The sequence below is a fragment of the Paenibacillus sp. FSL P4-0184 genome (assembly GCF_038004625.1).
GTDB lineage: Bacteria > Bacillota > Bacilli > Paenibacillales > Paenibacillaceae > Paenibacillus_AQ.
Genome location: NZ_JBBORN010000001.1, coordinates 2,681,056 through 2,699,935, shown reverse-complemented (window position 1 = coordinate 2,699,935; position 18,880 = coordinate 2,681,056). Strand labels below are relative to the sequence as shown.

The following is an 18,880-nucleotide window of genomic DNA, read 5'->3' as shown; positions in this document are numbered from 1 at the left end:
TAAATTTTACATTATATAATTTGAAAAAAGACACCTTCAATGCGCCCACGGCGTTAAAGGAGTCTTTTGGTGCAAAGCTGTTCAATTTAATTCTTCCGTTAACTTAACCAATGCATCACCATGGCATAGTCAGAGATTATAAAAACCAACAAACTAACCGCTCCGAAAGCAATGGCGAACTTGTTCTTTTGGGGAGCTCTCAGTAACCGAACGACTCCAACCAAAATTAGGATAGTGAATAAAATCATAAAAACATCAAAGGTATGAAATTTAGACGGTCCTTGCGCGGCAACTTCTGCAAGTAGCATTACCTTACCTCCTCAAAAATGTTGTCAAGCAAGATCCAGTATTCCCCATATCCTCTTCTATGTTATCGCTACCATTTGGGCGATGCAATAGGTTTTGTAGAAAAATTATGTATTTGTCGCAAAAAAAATATTTTATTGCTGCAAAATCGGATAAATTAATGATTTTGTTCATTGACGTTTGGTGTTTTCCGGCGAAAGCGATACAAACCTAACGAGTAATGCTCTATTTTTTGAAGGTGATGAAATGAATATCAGTTATGGATTAAGCCCCCTCAAATTAGCCGATTATCGGTTTGATTTTAGTTCTAAGGCTGCTTCCCCAATCTAGTAGCTGAAGCTTTTAATAGAAACAAAATGTATATTACAATTAGTTATTTATTTTTCAAGGAACCATCGAGCCTACAGTTATTCTATTACCCATTAAGTATACTTACAGCAACAGCATGTTCCTCATTAAATCTTACGACGGACATGCCCTACATATGCCTATCCCGTCTATTATTTAGTATTCTTTTTATAGGAGTCATATAACATTTACTAGAAAACTCACATCAGAATGGATAAAGGCTCTAATTTACTGGTGACTACCAGCAATTGTACCGATCAATTGTTTTCCCAAAATAATAATTTTGGACAACAAACAATAAAGGCCACGGCAAATTGCCGCGACCTTTATTATTTAGTAGTTATACTATCCAGCTATTTATAGCTTAGGTAGTTTCCGCCGTCTCAAGCATAAGCGCTTCAGTACGCTCCGTATCACGAATCAGAACTGGCTTCAGATACTTACCTGTGTAAGACTCCGTAACAGTAATGATCTTCTCTGGTGTTCCTGTTGCCAGTACGGTTCCGCCGCCACTGCCGCCTTCTGGTCCCATATCGATGATATAATCCGCTGTCTTAATAACGTCCAGATTATGCTCAATGACAAGAACCGATTCTCCGGAATCGACCAAGCGGTGCAATACTTCTAGTAAACGACCAATGTCGTCCACATGCAGACCTGTTGTAGGCTCATCCAAAATATAGAGTGTCTTGCCTGTACTACGACGGTATAGTTCAGATGCCAACTTCACGCGTTGCGCTTCACCACCGGATAATGTTGTACCTGGCTGACCTATCTTAATGTAACCAAGCCCAACATCCATCAGCGTTTGCATTTTACGATGAATACGCGGGATATTCACGAAGAACTCTGTAGCATCCTCTACAGTCATCTCCAGCACGTCGGAAATGTTTTTTCCTTTATATTTCACTTCTAGTGTTTCCCGGTTATAACGTTTACCTTTACATACCTCGCAAGGAACGTATACGTCAGGCAAGAAGTGCATCTCAATCTTGATAATTCCGTCCCCACGGCAAGCTTCACAGCGTCCGCCTTTTACGTTAAAGCTAAAGCGTCCCTTTTGGAACCCCCGTACCTTTGCCTCATTCGTCTTCGAGAACAGATCACGAATGTCGTCAAATACGCCAGTATAGGTTGCTGGGTTAGAACGTGGTGTACGCCCAATTGGCGATTGGTCGATTTCAATAACCTTATCGAGATTTTCCAAGCCGCGAATTTCTTTGTGCTGACCCGGACGCACCTTCACAGCCTTATTCAGCTGCCGTGCCAAGCTCTTGTACAGAATTTCGTTAATAAGTGAAGATTTACCGGAGCCCGACACACCAGTCACCGCCGTAAACACACCTAATGGAATCTTCACATTCACATTTTTCAGGTTATTCTCTTTAGCGCCACGAATTTCTATCCAACGATCATCGGTAGCACGACGCTTAGTGGTAACTGGAATAAACTTACGACCGCTCAAATATTCACCGGTTAAAGAATTCGGATCTTTCATAATCTCTTCCGGTGTTCCTTGCGCCATAACTTGTCCACCATGAATACCCGCACCCGGTCCGATATCAATAATATAGTCCGCTGCCATCATCGTATCTTCGTCATGCTCTACAACAATCAACGTATTGCCTAGGTCACGCATATGAGCAAGCGTAGAGATCAGGCGATCATTATCCCGTTGATGCAGACCAATACTTGGCTCATCCAGAATGTACAGTACACCCATCAAACTGGAACCGATCTGAGTGGCCAAACGAATACGCTGCGCTTCACCACCAGACAGTGAGCCTGCTGCGCGGCTAAGTGTCAAATAGTCCAATCCGACATTCACCAGGAACCCCAGACGATTGCAGATTTCCTTAAGAATGAGATTGGCGATAGCTGTCTCTTTCTCACTTAACTTTATTTCTTCAAACCAATGCTGACAGTCACCAATCGAGAGATCGGTAATATCCGAAATATTTTGTTCGTTGATCGTAACCGCCAAAATTTCTTTCTTCAGACGTTTACCCTTACAGACATGACAAGGCTTAGCACTCATAAATCCTTCGATAAATTCACGAATACCGTCAGATGCGGTCTCCCGGTAACGACGCTCCAGATTCGGAATAATCCCTTCAAAAGCAACCATCGCATCTTTCTTTTGTCCAAAATCATTCTCATATTTGAAGCGAACCTTCTCGCTACCTGTACCATGCAGTAGTTTATTCATATGATCAGGTGTTAAACTGCTCACTGGAACGTTCTGTGGAATATTAAAATGCTCACACACGGACTTCAGAAATTGCGGATAGTAATTAGAGGTACTTCCAGTCCAAGCTAAAAAAGCACCCTCTTCAATGGATTTCTCAGCATCAGGAATAAGCAGGTCTGGATCGACCACCATCTTCATACCAAGTCCGTCGCACTCTGTACAGGCTCCAAACGGACTGTTGAATGAGAACATACGTGGTGCCAGCTCTTCAATACTAAAACCACAAATCGGACAAGCAAAGTTTGAACTGAACAGCAGCTCTTCCTGACCGATGATATCCACAAGGATTTTACCGCCCGAAAGCTTAAGCGCCGTCTCCAATGAATCCGTCAGCCGGGTCTCCATATCATCTTTAACGACAATCCGGTCCACAACAACTTCTATGGTGTGTTTTTTATTCTTCTCAAGTTCAATATCCTCAGACAGATCTCTTAGCTCACCGTCCACACGCACACGTACGAACCCTTGCTTAGAAATGTCTGTGAAAAGTCCTTTGTGTTCCCCTTTACGCCCTGAAATGATAGGCGCTAGGATTTGCAAACGAGTCTTCTCAGGATACTGCATAATCCGGTCTACCATTTGTTCAACGGTCTGGGAAGTAATCTCAATTCCGTGCTCTGGACAATGAGGGTGACCGATCCGTGCGAAAAGCAACCGCAAATAGTCATAGATCTCAGTAACCGTACCAACTGTGGAGCGCGGGTTGCGACTTGTTGTCTTTTGATCAATAGAGATTGCCGGAGATAATCCGTCTATCGAATCCACATCCGGCTTCTCCATTTGGCCCAAGAACTGACGAGCATAAGCTGACAAGGATTCAACATAACGCCGCTGTCCTTCAGCATAAATCGTATCAAATGCAAGCGAAGACTTACCCGAGCCGCTCAGCCCCGTCAGCACGACGAAACGGTCACGTGGAATCGTCACATCGATGTTTTTGAGATTGTGCGCTCTCGCGCCTTTAATTACAATATTATCGTTCGCCAACGGAACCTCTCCTTAATGAATCAAATATCAAAACTTTAACAATTTCAGAGCTTTATTAAAAGCGTTTTCGATCCCTCCCAAACCCTCCCTTCCAAGGGAGGGCCCCAAGGGTTGCACCCTCTGGACACCCGCATTTTTGGGCGAAGGAGATTGGTGGGACGGGACTTAGTGACTACGACGTTCGGATCGCTTATCCCTACGGGACCGCTTGGTCGTTAGGCGCACACTAGCTAAGAGCGGAAAGTGCGAAATTACCGCAACTGCTATAGCGTTGCGAAACGCTGTCCCTACGGGATACGCGTAAGTGCCAAAAGCATTGCAGGGCACTGTCCCTACGGGATGCGCGTCCATCTATTTATTCAAAAAGAACGGCCAGGACAGCACCGTTCAATTACTTATTCTAAATATCGGTGATTCATTTAAGGTTTATTACTCGGCCCGAAGCTCCAACAAGGCGTCACGCAGCTCTGCCGCGCGTTCGAATTGCAGGTTCTTCGCAGCGTCCTTCATCTCGGCTTCCAGACGCTGGATTAGGCTTTGTTTCTCTTTCTTATTCATCTTGCCACCAACACCCGTGAGGTAATCCGCTTTAGTCTCGGCAACCTTCGTAGCCTCGATGATGTCACGCACCTTTTTATTAATGGTGGTTGGGGTAATGCCGTGTTTCTCATTATGGGCGATCTGGATGGCGCGACGACGCGACGTTTCGCTCATCGCCTTCTCCATCGAATCAGTGATTCGATCACCGTACATGATTACACGACCCTCGGAGTTACGGGCCGCACGACCAATCGTCTGAATTAGGGAGCGTTCGGAACGAAGGAAGCCCTCTTTATCCGCATCGAGAATAGCGACCAGCGATACTTCCGGGAGGTCAAGACCTTCTCTTAGCAGGTTAATCCCTACCAAAACATGGAATGTACCAAGACGAAGATCACGTAAGATCGCCATCCGCTCCAGCGTTTTGATATCAGAGTGCATATAACGAACCTTAATCCCAATTTCCTTAAAGTAATCCGTCAGATCCTCCGACATCTTCTTCGTCAACGTTGTGACGAGTACGCGTTCGTCTCGTTCCACCCGATCACGAATTTCACTAATCAAGTCATCGATTTGTCCCTCTGTAGGACGAACCTCAATGATCGGATCCAAAAGACCTGTAGGCCGGATAATCTGCTGCACCATGGTGTCGCAGTGCTCCATTTCATAGGGTCCTGGTGTCGCTGAAACATATACGATCTGCTTCACCTTTTCTTCGAATTCCTCGAACTGGAGTGGACGGTTATCCAGCGCAGACGGCAAACGGAAACCATGCTCTACCAGTACCGTCTTACGCGCCCGGTCACCATTATACATCGCCCGAATCTGCGGAAGTGTTACATGGGACTCATCAATAATGATCAGCATATCATCCGGAAAATAATCCATTAATGTATACGGAGTTGCCCCTGGTTTACGGAAGGTGAGCGGTCCGGAATAGTTCTCAATCCCAGAACAGAAGCCCACTTCTTTCATCATCTCAATATCATAACGTGTCCGCTGTTCCAGACGCTGAGCTTCAAGAAGCTTACCTGCGTCACGAAGAACCGTTAAGCGGTCTTCCAGCTCTTTTTCAATGTTGACCAGTGCCACTCGCATCGTTTCTTCCTTGGTAACAAAGTGAGACGCCGGGAAAATAGCAACATGATCGCGCTCCCCGATCAATTCACCCGTCAGTACATCAATCTCAGTAATTCGCTCAATTTCATCACCGAACAATTCGACCCGAATAGCATGCTCACCCTGAGATGCCGGGAAAATCTCAACCACGTCACCACGTACACGGAAGGTTCCGCGTACAAAATTGATATCATTACGCTGGTACTGGATATCCACTAGCCTGCTCAAAATCTCATTTCGAGGCTTCTCCATCCCTACCCGCAATGACAAAAGCAAGCTTCCGTATTCCATCGGCGAACCGAGGCCGTAAATACAAGACACACTCGCCACAATAATAACGTCACGCCGTTCGAACAAGGAGCTCGTTGCGGAGTGGCGCAATTTATCAATCTCTTCATTAATACTGGAGTCTTTCTCGATATAAGTATCGGAGGAGGGAATATACGCCTCTGGTTGGTAATAGTCGTAGTAGCTGACGAAATAGTCTACCGAATTATGCGGAAAAAACTCCTTAAACTCACTCGCCAGTTGGGCAGCCAAAGTCTTGTTGTGCGCAATAACTAACGTCGGGCGGTTTAATTTGGAAATAACTTGTGCAACGGTAAACGTCTTCCCCGTACCCGTCGCGCCCAGCAGCGTCTGGTGCTTCTTGCCCTGCCGGATGCCTTGTAGTAATTCCTCTATGGCATGAGGCTGATCGCCCTGGGGTGTATACTCGGACTCCAATTCAAAAGTCTTTGTACTGACGACAATATCACTCATTTGCCCGTCTCCCCTCTATCGTCTAAACTAGATTAATATATTATAATTGTTGTCTGAATGTTCTCTCTCCATACGATGGCAAGCTAAAACGCCCTTGACGTCTCTAAAAGACGTTAAGCGTTTGTGCGAGAATTATAAGGATTAAAGTATAACGTGAAACTTATACTTTCTTATAATTAAAAAATATGGAAGATAAGAATATGTGTTCCCGTTCATTATACAGTGTTGACTAGATCGTTGCAAACCATAATACATAGAAATGTTAGGAGCTTGAAGCATGGATATTACCTCAATAATCGGCCTATTGGCTGGACTGGCTGCGTTAATCGGCGGCTATCTCTGGGAAGGCGGAAGCCTCTCAGGACTGCTGCAGCTTAATGCAGCTTTGATTGTGTTCGGGGGTACGTTTGCCGCCGTTATGATCAGTTTCCCGGCATCTAAGCTGCGCTCCATTCCAACAGCATTACGCATGGCTTTCGGTAGCAACCCTGATCGTGATGTAGAAAAAGCAGAAGAACTCATTGCAATGGCAACCGTGGCCCGTCGCGGCGGCGTTCTAATGTTAGAAAAACAAGCTGAAGAACATCCGGACCCTTTTACACGTGAAGGTCTACTTCTTATTGTGGACGGTACTGATCCTGAGCAGGTAAGACAGATTCTTGAATTAGAAATGGATGCTAAAGAATTGAAGCATGAGAACTATGCTAAGATTTTTGAAGCTGCAGGTGGTTATGCACCAACGATGGGAATTATCGGGACGGTGATGGGCCTCATCCGTGTACTTGGCAACCTTACAGATCCGTCAAATCTGGGCACATCTATCGCAGTGGCATTTACCGCAACACTGTACGGTGTTGCCATCGCTAATTTAATATTTTTACCCATCGCTTCCAAAATCAAATCCCGCAGTCAAAGCCAGCTACATAGTATGGAAATGCTGCTCGTCGGCATTCTTTCTTTGCAGAACGGGGATCACCCCTTGCTGGTGCGTAAAAAACTGAACTCATTCATCTCAGACACGGACACGAATGACCGTGCGGAAACTAGAGGTCTTCTATGAGACAAAGAGACCGGCGCAAGCGGCGTGTAGAGACTCGGGAAAGCCGCGACCGTTGGATGATTACTTATGCTGATCTAATTACACTTTTACTTATTTTTTTCGTTATATTGTATGCGATGAGCAGCCTGGATACTGACAAATATAACATCGTGACAGGCTCGTTATCCGAGACCTTCAAATCTGGCAGCACTGTCCTTGAGGGTGGGAACGGCATTTTAGATGCTGGGAAATCAACTGAGAACAAACCGGAAAGTACAGACGGGAATGGGAATGCAGCTGCAACTGCGAGACCGAATGATGGATCTGCTGAACAAACGGAGAACGAAACACCTTCGGCACGTGAACTTGCTTTTCGAGAACAAGAGGCTAAACTTGCTGAATTAATGGGTGTGATTACGAACTATGTAGAGGAAAATAATCTCGGAGAACAAATTTTTGTTGCCGACAAACCGCAGGGGATAGAAATCACACTAAGTGACCGTTTTCTCTTCGCTATAGGTAAGGCAGACCTGAAGTCTCCAGCCCTGCCTGCTCTTCAGCAGTTATCTGGCTTATTCAGCGATATCGGCGCAAAGATCAGCATTGAAGGACATACCGACAATACGCCAGTATCTTCGGCTTCTCACTATAACGACAACTGGGAGCTGTCTGGTGCTCGTGCGCTGTCAGTGCTTCGCTTTTTCTTAGATCGGGAGGGATTGAATCCCGACAATTTTCAATACGCAGGTTATGCTGATACCCAGCCCACCGCGGATAATACATCGGCAGCAGGGCAGCAAAAGAACCGCCGTGTAGAGATCATTGTGCTTCGTCAACTTCAAGAGGGTGCCTAAAAAATGTTTTACTCAGAGCTAGTTACAATAGCTAGGCCTGTGCGGGAGCGAATCTGCTTATCAACATACCAAAATGAGCCCACCACTATTTATTACGGAAATACTCCCTGATTATCTGCCTATTCCCTTGTCCAGGCGCAGAATTAGGGAATTCCTCCCTGATTAATACCCTATTTAGTCAGAAATAGCGCTTTTCACTGAAATTTTAGGGAGGAATACCCTAAAACCCTTAGTGTCACGCTATACTCGTCTAAAATAAGGGAGGTTTTCCATAATTCCAAACAGTCCCAGGATTTAACTCAAAAATTCACCACCACTATCTATATAAAAACACCAAACAGCAAGTCCCCAAAAACGGAAACTTGCTGCTATAAATATCACATTCGGTGAATTTAATATTCAGAAAAATTTTAGAATTACTCCCCTACCAATGCACGATATCCAGCTGCATCTAGCAGTCCTTTTACAGCATCAGCATACTCTCCGTCCACTTCAATTTCAAAAATCCAACCCTCGCCATAAGGCTTATCGTTGATCAGTTCTGGACTAGCTTCTAAACCGTCATTAATCTTGGTAACCGTCCCTGAGACGGGTGAATACAGTTCCGATACGGTCTTAACGGATTCAATACTGCCTACGCTGTCGCCAGCTGAAATGGCCGAACCCACTTCTGGAAATTCCACAAATACGATATCGCCTAACAAATGCTGAGCATGATCCGTAATCCCAACACGTACTACGCGTCCTTCCACTTGCTGTGCCCACTCATGCTCTTCGCTGTAAAGAAGGTTATCTAAAACTTCACTCATTTCAAGCCGCCTCATTTCCAAATTGGAATTCTAAATTTAGTTATAGCCTAAGTGATCGCGGAGCATAATGTCAATATTACTAAAAGCAAAATAAATTTGTCGTTTTTTTGACTTTTTCTTGTTGACAGCGCCCTCCTATACCCGTTTAATGGAGACATACAAGAAGAAACGACGATGTCGTCTTTTTATAGACGATAACCGTTTCTCGAAGAAATATAAGGATAATGTATAATGTGAAACATATACTTTCTTATATTTGAAACAAATACAGTTGCGGATGATGGCATAGGGAGAGACTGTCTCACTTGAAGACGGCGCCGAAGGAGTAAGCCCTAACAGGGGTGAATCTCTCAGGCAAAAGGACCTTTGTCGGACGTACCTCTGGAGAGCATCAGACGCGAGGCTGAGTGCGTCAGGTCACCAACGGGGAAACTTGCATGTTAGTTACGCAGGGTAACTCTCAGGTACAAAGGACAGAGCAGAAAGCGATTAGTGCATTTATGCATGATTGCTTCTGCCTGTCCTTTTTTTCGTATGTAATCAGACTAGGGGAGTGACGACATGGATGCTTTGAAAAGAACGCCTTTTTATGATCTCTATTCCGCTTATGCGGAGTCCAGGTGCATTGATTTTGGCGGCTGGGAGCTGCCAGTACAGTTTACAGGTATCGTGAAGGAGCATGAGGCTGTTCGCCAGCAGGCTGGACTGTTCGATGTATCGCATATGGGTGAATTCATGGTGATCGGAAGCGGCGCTGAAGCCTTCTTACAAAAAATGACGACCAACGATGTCAGCCGCCTTACCGATGGTGCGGCACAATATACGCTGCTCTGTTATCCAAACGGCGGGGTGGTCGACGATTTACTCGTGTATCGACTAAGTGAAGGCCGTTATATGCTTGTCGTAAATGCCTCCAACATCGATAAGGACTTCCAATGGCTGCAAGAACATCTGACCTCTGAATTCGGTGAAGTCACACTCACTAATGTCTCTGACGAGACGCTTTTGCTCGCCTTGCAAGGTCCGCTGGCAGAGACCATACTCGCAGAAGTTACTGATGCACCGATCTCAACGCTCAAGCCTTTCCACTTCATCGAACGCGCAACCGTCTGCGGTGTAGAAGTACTGATCTCCCGTACGGGTTATACCGGTGAAGATGGCTTCGAAATTTACGCTCCGCTGGATGTGGCAGCAACGTTATGGAACGGCCTTCTCGCAGCTGGCTCTCCTCACGGATTAACACCTGCTGGACTGGGCGCACGGGATACGCTTCGTTTCGAGGCAAAATTGCCACTGTACGGTCAGGAGCTGTCGGCTGACATCACGCCTCTTGAAGCTGGAGTACAGTTCTTCGTGAAGCTGGACAAAGCGGATTTCATCGGACGCGATGCGTTGATACAGCAAAAAGAAGCGGGTCTCCCCCGCCGTCTTGTCGGTCTAGAAATGATTGATCGAGGCATTCCACGCTCCCATTACCCAGTCTATGCGGACGGCATCAAAATCGGAGAGGTCACAACCGGAACCCAATCTCCAACGCTGAAACGCAACCTGGGATTAGCTTTGCTTGATACAGCTTACAGTGAAATAGGCACAGAGGTTTTCGTAGAGATACGTGGCAAGCAGCTTAAAGCTGTCGTGATTAAGGCCCCTTTTTACAAGTATAAACGCCTTTAGCGTCCATATTAGGACGGTGAACTTTTAAGCGAGAAATAAAAGGATAAAGTATAACGTGAAAATTGTACTTTCTTATATTTTAAAAAAGCCAAGGAGTGAAACCTTAATGAAGCACCGTTATCTGCCCATGACAGCACAGGACCGCGTAGAGATGATGGAAACCGTCGGGATTCAGTCCATAGATGAGCTGTTCTCCGATATTCCTGAAGCCGTCCGTTATCAAGGCACTATGCCGATGTCTGAACCACTCGATGAGTACGCCCTGCTACGTCACATGAAAGGTCTCGCTGACCGAAATGCCGACTTCGATTCACATGCCAGCTTCCTCGGCGCCGGATTATACGACCATCACATCCCTGTGGTGATCAACCATGTCATTTCCCGTTCAGAATTCTACACTGCTTACACCCCTTATCAACCGGAGATCAGCCAAGGCGAACTGCAAGCGATCTTCGAATTCCAATCCTACATTTGCGAACTAACCGGTATGAAAGTAGCCAATGCCAGCATGTATGATGGCGCAACCGCATTATCCGAAGCAGCCGTCCTCGCAGCTGGTGCTACCAAACGCAAAAAATTAATTGTCTCCCGCACCGTTCATCCTGAAGCGCGCCAAGTGTTACGCACATCGGCTAATGCTTGGGGTCTTGAGGTAGTGGAGATTGACTATAAAGACGGTGTTACCGATCAGGCTAAGCTTGCTGAGGCCATTGATGGTGATACGGCTGCAGTACTGATGCAATCGCCTAACTTCTTTGGCAGCATCGAAGATCTTAGCTCCGTTGAGCCGCTGATCCATGCTGTTAAAGGGTTGTTCGTCGTCAGTGCAAATCCGATCGCTCTTGGCGTACTAGAAACACCAGGCAAGCTCGGAGCCGACATCGTAGTCGGTGACGCTCAGCCACTCGGTATTCCAGCTTCCCTCGGCGGTCCAACCTGTGGATTCTTCGCTGTAGCAGAGCATTTAATGCGCCGCATGCCAGGTCGTATCGTTGGTCAAACTGTTGACCGTAACGGTAAACGCGGCTTCGTTCTGACACTCCAAGCTCGTGAACAGCATATCCGTCGTGAAAAAGCGACATCGAATATTTGCTCCAATCAGGCGCTGCTCGCACTCTGCGCATCCGTCTACCTGTCCGTAATGGGTAAAGAAGGGATGCGTGAAGTAGGCGAGCTGAACATTCGTAAAAGCCATTACGCCGCTAATAAACTAAGCGAACTGACAGGGGCTGAACTTACCTTTTCCTCCCCATTCCTTAACGAGTTTGTCGTGAAGCTTCCGGAAGGAAGCAGCGTAAGTGCAATTAATTCGAAGCTGCTGAAGGAAGGTTATTTAGGCGGTTATGATCTGGGCCGTGATTATCCTGAACTTGCTGGACATATGCTAGTAGCCGTTACGGAAAAAAGAAGCAAAAACGAAATCGACCAATTCGCTAGCGCACTGGAGGGCTGTTTATGAAACCGGAGCAAAGTCTAATTTTTGAATTAAGCCGTCCCGGCCGTTCGGCCTATTCTTTGCCACTGTGCGATGTGCCGCAGGAAGAAAGCTTAGAATCTCTGATTCCATCAGGATTACTCCGTAGCGAACCCCTCGTGCTTCCAGAAGTATCGGAAGTGGATGTCATTCGCCACTACACTTCCTTGTCACGTCGCAACTTTGGGGTAGATAACGGCTTCTATCCACTCGGTTCATGCACGATGAAATACAATCCGAAGATTAACGAAGATGTTGCCCGCATCGTAGGCCTAGCTAAGATCCACCCTTACCAGCCAGAAGAAAGCATTCAAGGCGCACTGGAATTAATGTATACCCTGCAAAATGACTTGTCTACACTAACCGGCATGGATGCTGTATCTTTACAGCCTGCCGCAGGTGCTCATGGTGAATGGACTGGTCTCATGATGATCCGCGCCTACCATGAAAGCCGCGGCGAGACCCGCACGAAGGTTATCGTGCCGGATTCCTCACACGGCACCAATCCTGCTAGTGCTTCAGCAGCTGGACTTGAAACGATCACGATCCCATCCACAGATAAAGGGATGGTTGATCTTGAAGCACTGCGGGCAGCAGTCGGTAGCGATACTGCCGCATTAATGCTGACCAATCCAAGCACGCTCGGCTTGTTCGAAACCCAAATCGTTGAGATCGCCGAAATCGTGCACGAAGCAGGCGGCTTACTCTATTACGATGGAGCGAACTCCAATGCCATTATGGGCATTACCCGCCCTGGCGACATGGGCTTTGATGTTGTGCATCTGAACCTGCATAAGACAATGAGCACCCCGCACGGCGGTGGTGGCCCAGGAGCCGGACCTGTCGGCGTAAAATCCATCCTGATTCCGTTCCTACCACAACCAACTGTGGTAAAAAACGAAGATAATAGCTTCTCACTCGACTTCGGCGGACCTGAATCCATTGGACGCGTGAAAGCTTTTTACGGCAATTTTGGTATTCTGGTCCGTGCCTACGCCTATATCCGCACCTATGGCCCAGACGGACTGCGTGAGGTATCCGAAAATGCCGTGCTGAATGCGAACTATATGATGCACCGTCTGGCGCCGTATTTTGAAATCCCATATCCGGGCGTATGTAAACATGAATTCGTAATGTCCGGCAAAAACCTCAAGCAGTATGGTGTACGCACCTTAGACGTTGCTAAACGATTACTCGACTTCGGCTACCATCCGCCAACCGTGTACTTCCCTCTGACTGTAGAGGAATGCATGATGATCGAACCGACGGAAACCGAAAGTAAAGAAACGCTCGATGGCTTCATCGATACGATGATCCAGATCGTGAAAGAAGCGCAGGAGACACCGGAGATCGTAATCAACGCACCACATACCACAGAGATCAGCCGATTAGATGAGACACAGGCCGCACGTAAGCCGGTATTGAATTGTTCTTGCGGTTAACAGCTAATGAGCAGTATTAAAAAAGCAAGCCACGATACAGTTATCGTCGGCCTGCTTTTTTCTATACGAATTAAAATCAACACTATGATCTACTCGACCTGCACCTTCGCAAAAATCTGGAGTTGTGATATTCTCCTTGTCTTCGTCCCACTGTCCAAATACGCAAGTAAATTCTCATTTTCTAAATAATAAGGCCCTTCCCAGCATCATTTAAAATGTCTGAGAAGGGCCTGTTTCAGTTGTTTATCACTATAACTTTTTGATATTACGCACCATGCGTCGGAGTTTCTACTTTCGCCACGCCTTTGCGCTCCTTAGCCGATTTACGGAAGTAGAACAGCTCGTAAATCGCTGGAACCACGACCAGCGTAAGCAGCGTTGCCGCGGTCAAGCCACCGATGACCACAATCGCCAAGCTTTGCGAGACGATGCTGCCCATCTCGGCATGGCCGAACAGCAGTGGAGTCATGGCACAAATGGTAGCAATAGCCGTCATCAGTATCGGGCGCATCCGTGTTCCAGCCGCTTCCAGAATGGCTTCGCGAATACCCATATGCGTTTCATTCTGCTTAATACGGTCGATAAGCACAATCGCATTCGTGACGACGATACCAATTAGCATCAGAGCCCCGAACAGGGCAGTGAAATCAGGTGTTACGCCGGATACGATCAGTCCAACAATCGCCCCAATCGCAGCCAAAGGCAAGGAGAACATGATTGCCAGCGGAGCACGAAGGGTTTTGAAGGTGAGGACCATGATCAGATACACCAACCCGATGGAGATCAGCGCTGTCATACCAAGGTCAGCGAAATCCTCTGACTGATCAACCGAGGCTCCGCCTGCAAATAAGGTGACACCCTTCGGAAGGGTAAGGCTATCGGTTTGCTTTTTAATATCCGCTCCGATTTCAGACACCTTCTTCGGATCCACTTCCGCTGTAATTCTCGCATATGGCTTCCCATCTTTATGGAACAATAGTGCTGGTTCATTCCGAACCTCATAGGTTGCTAGTTGAGACAACGGCTTTGGACCTTCAGCAGTCATGAGCGTCATTGCCTTTAAATCTTGCTCTGTCTTAGGCTCAGTCATAGGATCTAACACTACTCCTGCAGGTGTACCGTCCAGTTCGATTTGCCCCATAGGGATCGGATTCAGCATAGCCGACAATTGCATGGTAATTTCTTGTGCATTGGTCTGTGCTGGATCTACCTTAAATGTAAAGACAGGTTTGGTATCCTCCATATTGCTACTGACCTTCTGAATACCCTCCACAGTCTTCAACTTATTCGTAACTTCTGCTGCAACAGCAGTAATATCTGTAAGATTATCACCCACGATATCAATATATTCGCTAGTGGAGCTTGAACCCATCATACTCATTTGATTAGCAACAAGTGTTGCCCCAGCGTAGGAATCCTTCACATCACGGACATGATCGATGAAGCCTTGCGCATCCGCACCTTTTTTCATCACAACGGTATAGTCCACTAAGGTCTCCGAGCTGACGGACCCCCACTGGGCCGCATCTGCACTGTTCCCTGATTGCATGATCACCGTTTCCGCTTCAGGCTGTTTCATCAAATCTTGCTCTAACTGCTTTCCTTTTTCTAAAATCTCTTTAACAGGAACATCCTTCGGATAATTCAACTGAACAGAGACATAGCTGGCATCTGAAGCATCAAGCGCGCCTTTTGGCATAGTCACGTAAGCAGCGATGGAGCCAATCAGAAGGAGAAGACCTAGCGATAAAGTTATCCATTTCCGGCGCAAATTCCAATCGAGGAATCGGGTGAACCATTTAGACGGCTCGTGTTCTTTCATTGAAGTTCTTCTCAGCAGCCATGAGCTTAACAGCGGAACCACCGTCAAAGCTACAACGAGTGAAGTTAACAGTGAATACGTGACCGTTAAGGCAAACGGAAGTAGGAACGCCTGTAAACTACCACGCAGAAGACCCATCGGCAGAAATACCGCTACCGTTGCAATCGTAGATGAAGTAATCGCTCTAGCCACTTCCCCAGTTGCGCTTATAATCATTTCACGGGAGAAGGGTTCTTTTTGCAGCCTACGGTAAATGTTCTCAATCACTACGATACTATCATCAACCAAGCGACCGACCGCAACAGCCACGCCACCGAGCGTAATAATATTCAGACTTATGCCGGATATATCAAGCAGATATAAGGTAACCGCTAGTGAAAGCGGAATAGAAACCGCCGTAATCAGTGTTGCCCGCAGGTTGCGTAGGAACAGTAAAATTACGATCGTCGCGAACAATGCGCCCAGCAATACTTCACGCATCATACTATTCACAGAGGTAACCACCATATCTGATGTGCTGAATACGACCGCTGCCTCTGCATTTGGAATGGTTTTGTTAATATGTGCTACGGTATCCTGTATATGATCTCCGACACTTACTGCATTCGCATTAGCTTCTTTGGTTACTATGGCGAAAAGAACATCTTTCCCATTCGAGCGGCTAACGCTCTCTTGATCTTCCTTCAATTCGATGACAGCAATATCCTGTAGCTTAACACCCGAGGATACGGGTAGCTTTTTTAGAGTATCGATACTATCAATTGTAGAAACCACATTAACGTTACCTGTCTGACCACCAATCGTCTGCTCTCCAAGGGATGCCGATACATTACGTCCCTGAAGTAACCCTAGTACTTGAGGTGTCGTAATTCCTTTCTCAGCCATTAATTTTGGATCTAGCTTCACCCGCACTTGCGGAGTTACTTTCCCATATAAGGCGACGTTGGCTACACCTTCTGCTTGTTGCATCTCTGGAATGATCGTTTCTTCCGCAAGCTTAAGGTTTTCTTTAGTCAGACCTTCGTCAAACGAAAGGGTGACCTGCGACACAGGAATCATGGAAGTATTCAGTTGAAGTACAAAAGGGGCCATCACACCTTCAGGGAACTGCAACGAATCTACAACCTTTTGCACCTCCCCAGCTGCATCCTTCATATTTGTTTTTGAGTCATAAAAAATATTCACCTGTGCGTATCCGTCTCCGGAAGTGGACAGTATTTCTTTCTTTCCCTTAACAAATGCGGCCCCAGCCTCAATCGGCTTCGTAACCTTCGTCTCCATCGCATGGGCATCCTGACCCGGACCGAGCACCGTTACAGTCACTTGCGGATTATCTGCCTCTGGCATAAATTCCATCGGTAGCGAAGTGTAGCTCAGCCCTCCCACTACAAGCGCCATTACCACTAAAAGCCCTACCGCCGCCTTGTTACCGAACGACCATTTGGTTAACCATTTCATTATCGTTTCCCCTTCCACCCCGTATATTTCTGGTACTCCTCTTATGACTGCCCCATTATGTATTATTTTCCATCCCGAGATTTAGTTTAGACATTTTTGGTCGAAGTCAAAACAGCCCTACGGCTGGTTTTATACTCAGTCTTAAGACGGGGGGCTTTCTCCTTCCGAAGGATAGGGAATTAGAGCAAACAAAAAAAGAGCACCCCAAAAGCCATGTAAAATGGCTTTCGAGACACCCTTTTGCTATGATTATTATTTTTGTTTAGCGCGCACTGGATCGCGGAACATATATTTTAAGAGTGGTGGTGTTACAAGTGTTGTTACAATGACAACAATAATGACCGAAGTAAAGTACTGCTGCTGCAACAATCCGCTTTGCAGACCTGTTGCCGCGATGATCAATGCAACCTCACCCCGCGAAATCATCCCTGAACCAATAATAAGCGACGAATGGTTATTAAAACCTGTAAGACGCGCACCCAGACCGCCACCAAACAACTTGGTCAGAATGGCAATCACCGTCAACAAGAGGACGAATCCTAGTTGACTGCCAACCCCTTCAAAGGAAACATTAAGTCCGATACTGACAAAGAAGACCGGAACAAAAATCGAATAGGCAATAGGCTCAAGCTTAGATTCCACAGTGTGCTTAAAGGAGGTTTGTGAAATAGCAATCCCAGCTGCAAAAGCACCGATGATGCCTGCCATCCCCATAATTTCAGCAAAATACGCGAACGCAAAGCAAATCATTAGCGCCGCTGCAATAACAGCCTCTGTCACCTTTAACGGAGCCATCCATTTCATAACCCGCGGCACAACGAACCAACCCACAACAAGCGCTACAGCGAAGAACAACACTTTTTTCGTAATTAAAAGACCAATGGACACTGATTCTCCTGTGCCGAAAAAACTCATTAATACAGCGAGCAAAATAACAACCAGAATATCATCGACTACAGCGGCTCCTAGAATGGTAGAACCTTCACGTGTATTCAACTTATTCATATCCTTCAGTACCTGAACCGATATGCTGACCGAAGTTGCACTAAGAATGACACCCATAAACATAGCATTATGATAAGCAAAACCAAACATTTCTCCGATGGCGAATCCACCTAGAAAAGGTAAAATAATACCTCCGACGGCTACTGCGAAAGCTGACTTCCAGTTCTTGCGCAGTTGATCCAGATCAGTCTCAAGCCCTGCTATAAACATTAACAATAGCACACCGATCTCCGAAAAATAATGAATAAACTCTCCATTTTGAATCCAACCCAGTACCGCAGGACCCAGTATAATACCGACAATTAGCTTACCCAGTACCGATGGTTGTCCCAGTCGTACAGATAAATCACCAGCTAGCTTGGTGAATAGTATAATCAGCATAAGATATAGAACAAACTCCATGTTTCATCCACTCCCTTGTTGTATATAAGAACTGCCAACCAGGGACATCTCCAAGCCAAAAAAAGACAAAGAGGAGCCCTTGTTGACAGGCTCCTCCAAAAAACAAAAAATTATTCAATTAAACAATATTAAATATATTATAACCGTAATATAAAAGACTGTAAACAAGATACGCCGATATTTTACCTTATGCAAATTTTAGTTAATAAAGAATCAGCTTCACTATTTTAGATAGAACACTTCACGTAAAGGCAACATCGGCACCTCATCATTGAAATCAAATGAACCTTCAACCATCTTTGAAGTAATGGCATTCCATCGGTTGCAGGCGTCACTTTTAGCAATGTAATCGAAAGCCGCTTCCGTATCCTCACATTCAAAGCAATAAAAAAATTGATTACCATTCTGAAAGATGGAGTAGTTAGAAATACCAGCTTTACTGTGCTCCTCCAAAACTTCTGGCCAAGGATTTAAATGCATCGCAACATACTCTTCCAGACATTCTTCCTTCACCCGCCATGTCCAAGCCAATTTATTGCTGCTCATCTGTTCATCCTCCTAGAAATGTCCTCTATTGTACATAATAAG

The 18,880-nt window shown here is 46.1% G+C and carries 12 protein-coding genes and 1 riboswitch; of the genes, 5 read left to right on the top strand and 7 right to left on the bottom strand.

Going from position 1 to position 18,880, the window contains the following annotated elements; all coding sequences use genetic code 11:
- Positions 1-98 precede the first annotated feature (98 nt).
- From MKY52_RS11605 to uvrB, 3 genes are all read right to left on the bottom strand, one after another.
- Positions 99-308, bottom strand: a complete 210-nt coding sequence (locus MKY52_RS11605; RefSeq protein ID WP_042192275.1) for a hypothetical protein — start codon at positions 306-308, stop codon at positions 99-101.
- A 710-nt stretch (positions 309-1,018) separates the two neighbouring features.
- Positions 1,019-3,892, bottom strand: coding sequence for an excinuclease ABC subunit UvrA (gene uvrA, locus MKY52_RS11600; protein WP_341051482.1), 2,874 nt, complete (start codon positions 3,890-3,892; stop codon positions 1,019-1,021).
- Between the two features lie 429 nt (positions 3,893-4,321).
- The gene (gene uvrB / locus MKY52_RS11595) at positions 4,322-6,313 is read right to left on the bottom strand and encodes an excinuclease ABC subunit UvrB (RefSeq protein WP_341051480.1); all 1,992 of its coding nucleotides are present in this window, start codon (positions 6,311-6,313) and stop codon (positions 4,322-4,324) included.
- A 277-nt stretch (positions 6,314-6,590) separates the two neighbouring features.
- On the opposite strand from uvrB, the gene MKY52_RS11590 reads away from it, so the two are divergent.
- Positions 6,591-7,373: a flagellar motor protein gene (locus MKY52_RS11590; protein WP_076286986.1), complete on the top strand. Its 783-nt coding sequence runs from the start codon at positions 6,591-6,593 to the stop codon at positions 7,371-7,373.
- Positions 7,370-8,206, top strand: a complete 837-nt coding sequence (locus MKY52_RS11585) for a flagellar motor protein MotB (RefSeq protein ID WP_341051478.1) — start codon at positions 7,370-7,372, stop codon at positions 8,204-8,206. The genes MKY52_RS11590 and MKY52_RS11585 overlap by 4 nt, the downstream gene beginning before the upstream one ends.
- Before the next feature lie 416 nt (positions 8,207-8,622).
- On the opposite strand, the gene gcvH is transcribed toward MKY52_RS11585, so the two are convergent.
- Positions 8,623-9,015 carry a glycine cleavage system protein GcvH gene (gcvH, locus tag MKY52_RS11580; RefSeq protein WP_042131286.1) on the bottom strand — a complete coding sequence of 131 codons (393 nt, stop codon included), beginning with the start codon at positions 9,013-9,015 and terminating at the stop codon, positions 8,623-8,625.
- Between the two features lie 277 nt (positions 9,016-9,292).
- Positions 9,293-9,391, top strand: a riboswitch (glycine riboswitch).
- A gap of 185 nt (positions 9,392-9,576) precedes the next feature.
- On the opposite strand from gcvH, the gene gcvT reads away from it, so the two are divergent.
- The 3 genes from gcvT to gcvPB all read left to right on the top strand — a co-directional run bounded on the left by gcvT (position 9,577) and on the right by gcvPB (position 13,605).
- On the top strand, positions 9,577-10,689 hold the full coding sequence (gcvT, locus tag MKY52_RS11575; RefSeq protein WP_340973127.1) for a glycine cleavage system aminomethyltransferase GcvT: 1,113 nt from the start codon (positions 9,577-9,579) through the stop codon (positions 10,687-10,689).
- 106 nt (positions 10,690-10,795) lie between these two features.
- Positions 10,796-12,148 carry an aminomethyl-transferring glycine dehydrogenase subunit GcvPA gene (gene gcvPA / locus MKY52_RS11570; protein ID WP_341051475.1) on the top strand — a complete coding sequence of 451 codons (1,353 nt, stop codon included), beginning with the start codon at positions 10,796-10,798 and terminating at the stop codon, positions 12,146-12,148.
- On the top strand, positions 12,145-13,605 hold the full coding sequence (gene gcvPB, locus MKY52_RS11565; RefSeq protein ID WP_341051473.1) for an aminomethyl-transferring glycine dehydrogenase subunit GcvPB: 1,461 nt from the start codon (positions 12,145-12,147) through the stop codon (positions 13,603-13,605). Before gcvPA ends, gcvPB begins: the two co-directional genes overlap by 4 nt.
- Before the next feature lie 265 nt (positions 13,606-13,870).
- Here gcvPB and MKY52_RS11560 read toward each other — a convergent pair whose 3' ends face one another.
- From MKY52_RS11560 to MKY52_RS11550, 3 genes are all read right to left on the bottom strand, one after another.
- Positions 13,871-16,885 carry an efflux RND transporter permease subunit gene (locus tag MKY52_RS11560; protein ID WP_341051471.1) on the bottom strand — a complete coding sequence of 1,005 codons (3,015 nt, stop codon included), beginning with the start codon at positions 16,883-16,885 and terminating at the stop codon, positions 13,871-13,873.
- A 252-nt stretch (positions 16,886-17,137) separates the two neighbouring features.
- Positions 17,138-18,292: a cation:proton antiporter gene (locus MKY52_RS11555; protein ID WP_042192295.1), complete on the bottom strand. Its 1,155-nt coding sequence runs from the start codon at positions 18,290-18,292 to the stop codon at positions 17,138-17,140.
- 222 nt (positions 18,293-18,514) lie between these two features.
- Positions 18,515-18,838 carry an L-rhamnose mutarotase gene (locus tag MKY52_RS11550; RefSeq protein WP_042192298.1) on the bottom strand — a complete coding sequence of 108 codons (324 nt, stop codon included), beginning with the start codon at positions 18,836-18,838 and terminating at the stop codon, positions 18,515-18,517.
- Positions 18,839-18,880: the final 42 nt, after the last annotated feature.

Bases quoted from the DNA above. Each gene is read 5' to 3' on its own strand.
- MKY52_RS11605 (WP_042192275.1), bottom strand. From the start codon at position 308: ATGCTACTTGCAGAAGTTGCCGCGCAAGGACCGTCTAAATTTCATACC.
- uvrB (WP_341051480.1), bottom strand. From the start codon at position 6,313: ATGAGTGATATTGTCGTCAGTACAAAGACTTTTGAATTGGAGTCCGAG.
- MKY52_RS11590 (WP_076286986.1), top strand. From the start codon at position 6,591: ATGGATATTACCTCAATAATCGGCCTATTGGCTGGACTGGCTGCGTTA.
- MKY52_RS11585 (WP_341051478.1), top strand. From the start codon at position 7,370: ATGAGACAAAGAGACCGGCGCAAGCGGCGTGTAGAGACTCGGGAAAGC.
- gcvH (WP_042131286.1), bottom strand. From the start codon at position 9,015: ATGAGTGAAGTTTTAGATAACCTTCTTTACAGCGAAGAGCATGAGTGG.
- gcvT (WP_340973127.1), top strand. From the start codon at position 9,577: ATGGATGCTTTGAAAAGAACGCCTTTTTATGATCTCTATTCCGCTTAT.
- gcvPA (WP_341051475.1), top strand. From the start codon at position 10,796: ATGAAGCACCGTTATCTGCCCATGACAGCACAGGACCGCGTAGAGATG.
- gcvPB (WP_341051473.1), top strand. From the start codon at position 12,145: ATGAAACCGGAGCAAAGTCTAATTTTTGAATTAAGCCGTCCCGGCCGT.
- MKY52_RS11560 (WP_341051471.1), bottom strand. From the start codon at position 16,885: ATGAAATGGTTAACCAAATGGTCGTTCGGTAACAAGGCGGCGGTAGGG.
- MKY52_RS11555 (WP_042192295.1), bottom strand. From the start codon at position 18,292: ATGGAGTTTGTTCTATATCTTATGCTGATTATACTATTCACCAAGCTA.
- MKY52_RS11550 (WP_042192298.1), bottom strand. From the start codon at position 18,838: ATGAGCAGCAATAAATTGGCTTGGACATGGCGGGTGAAGGAAGAATGT.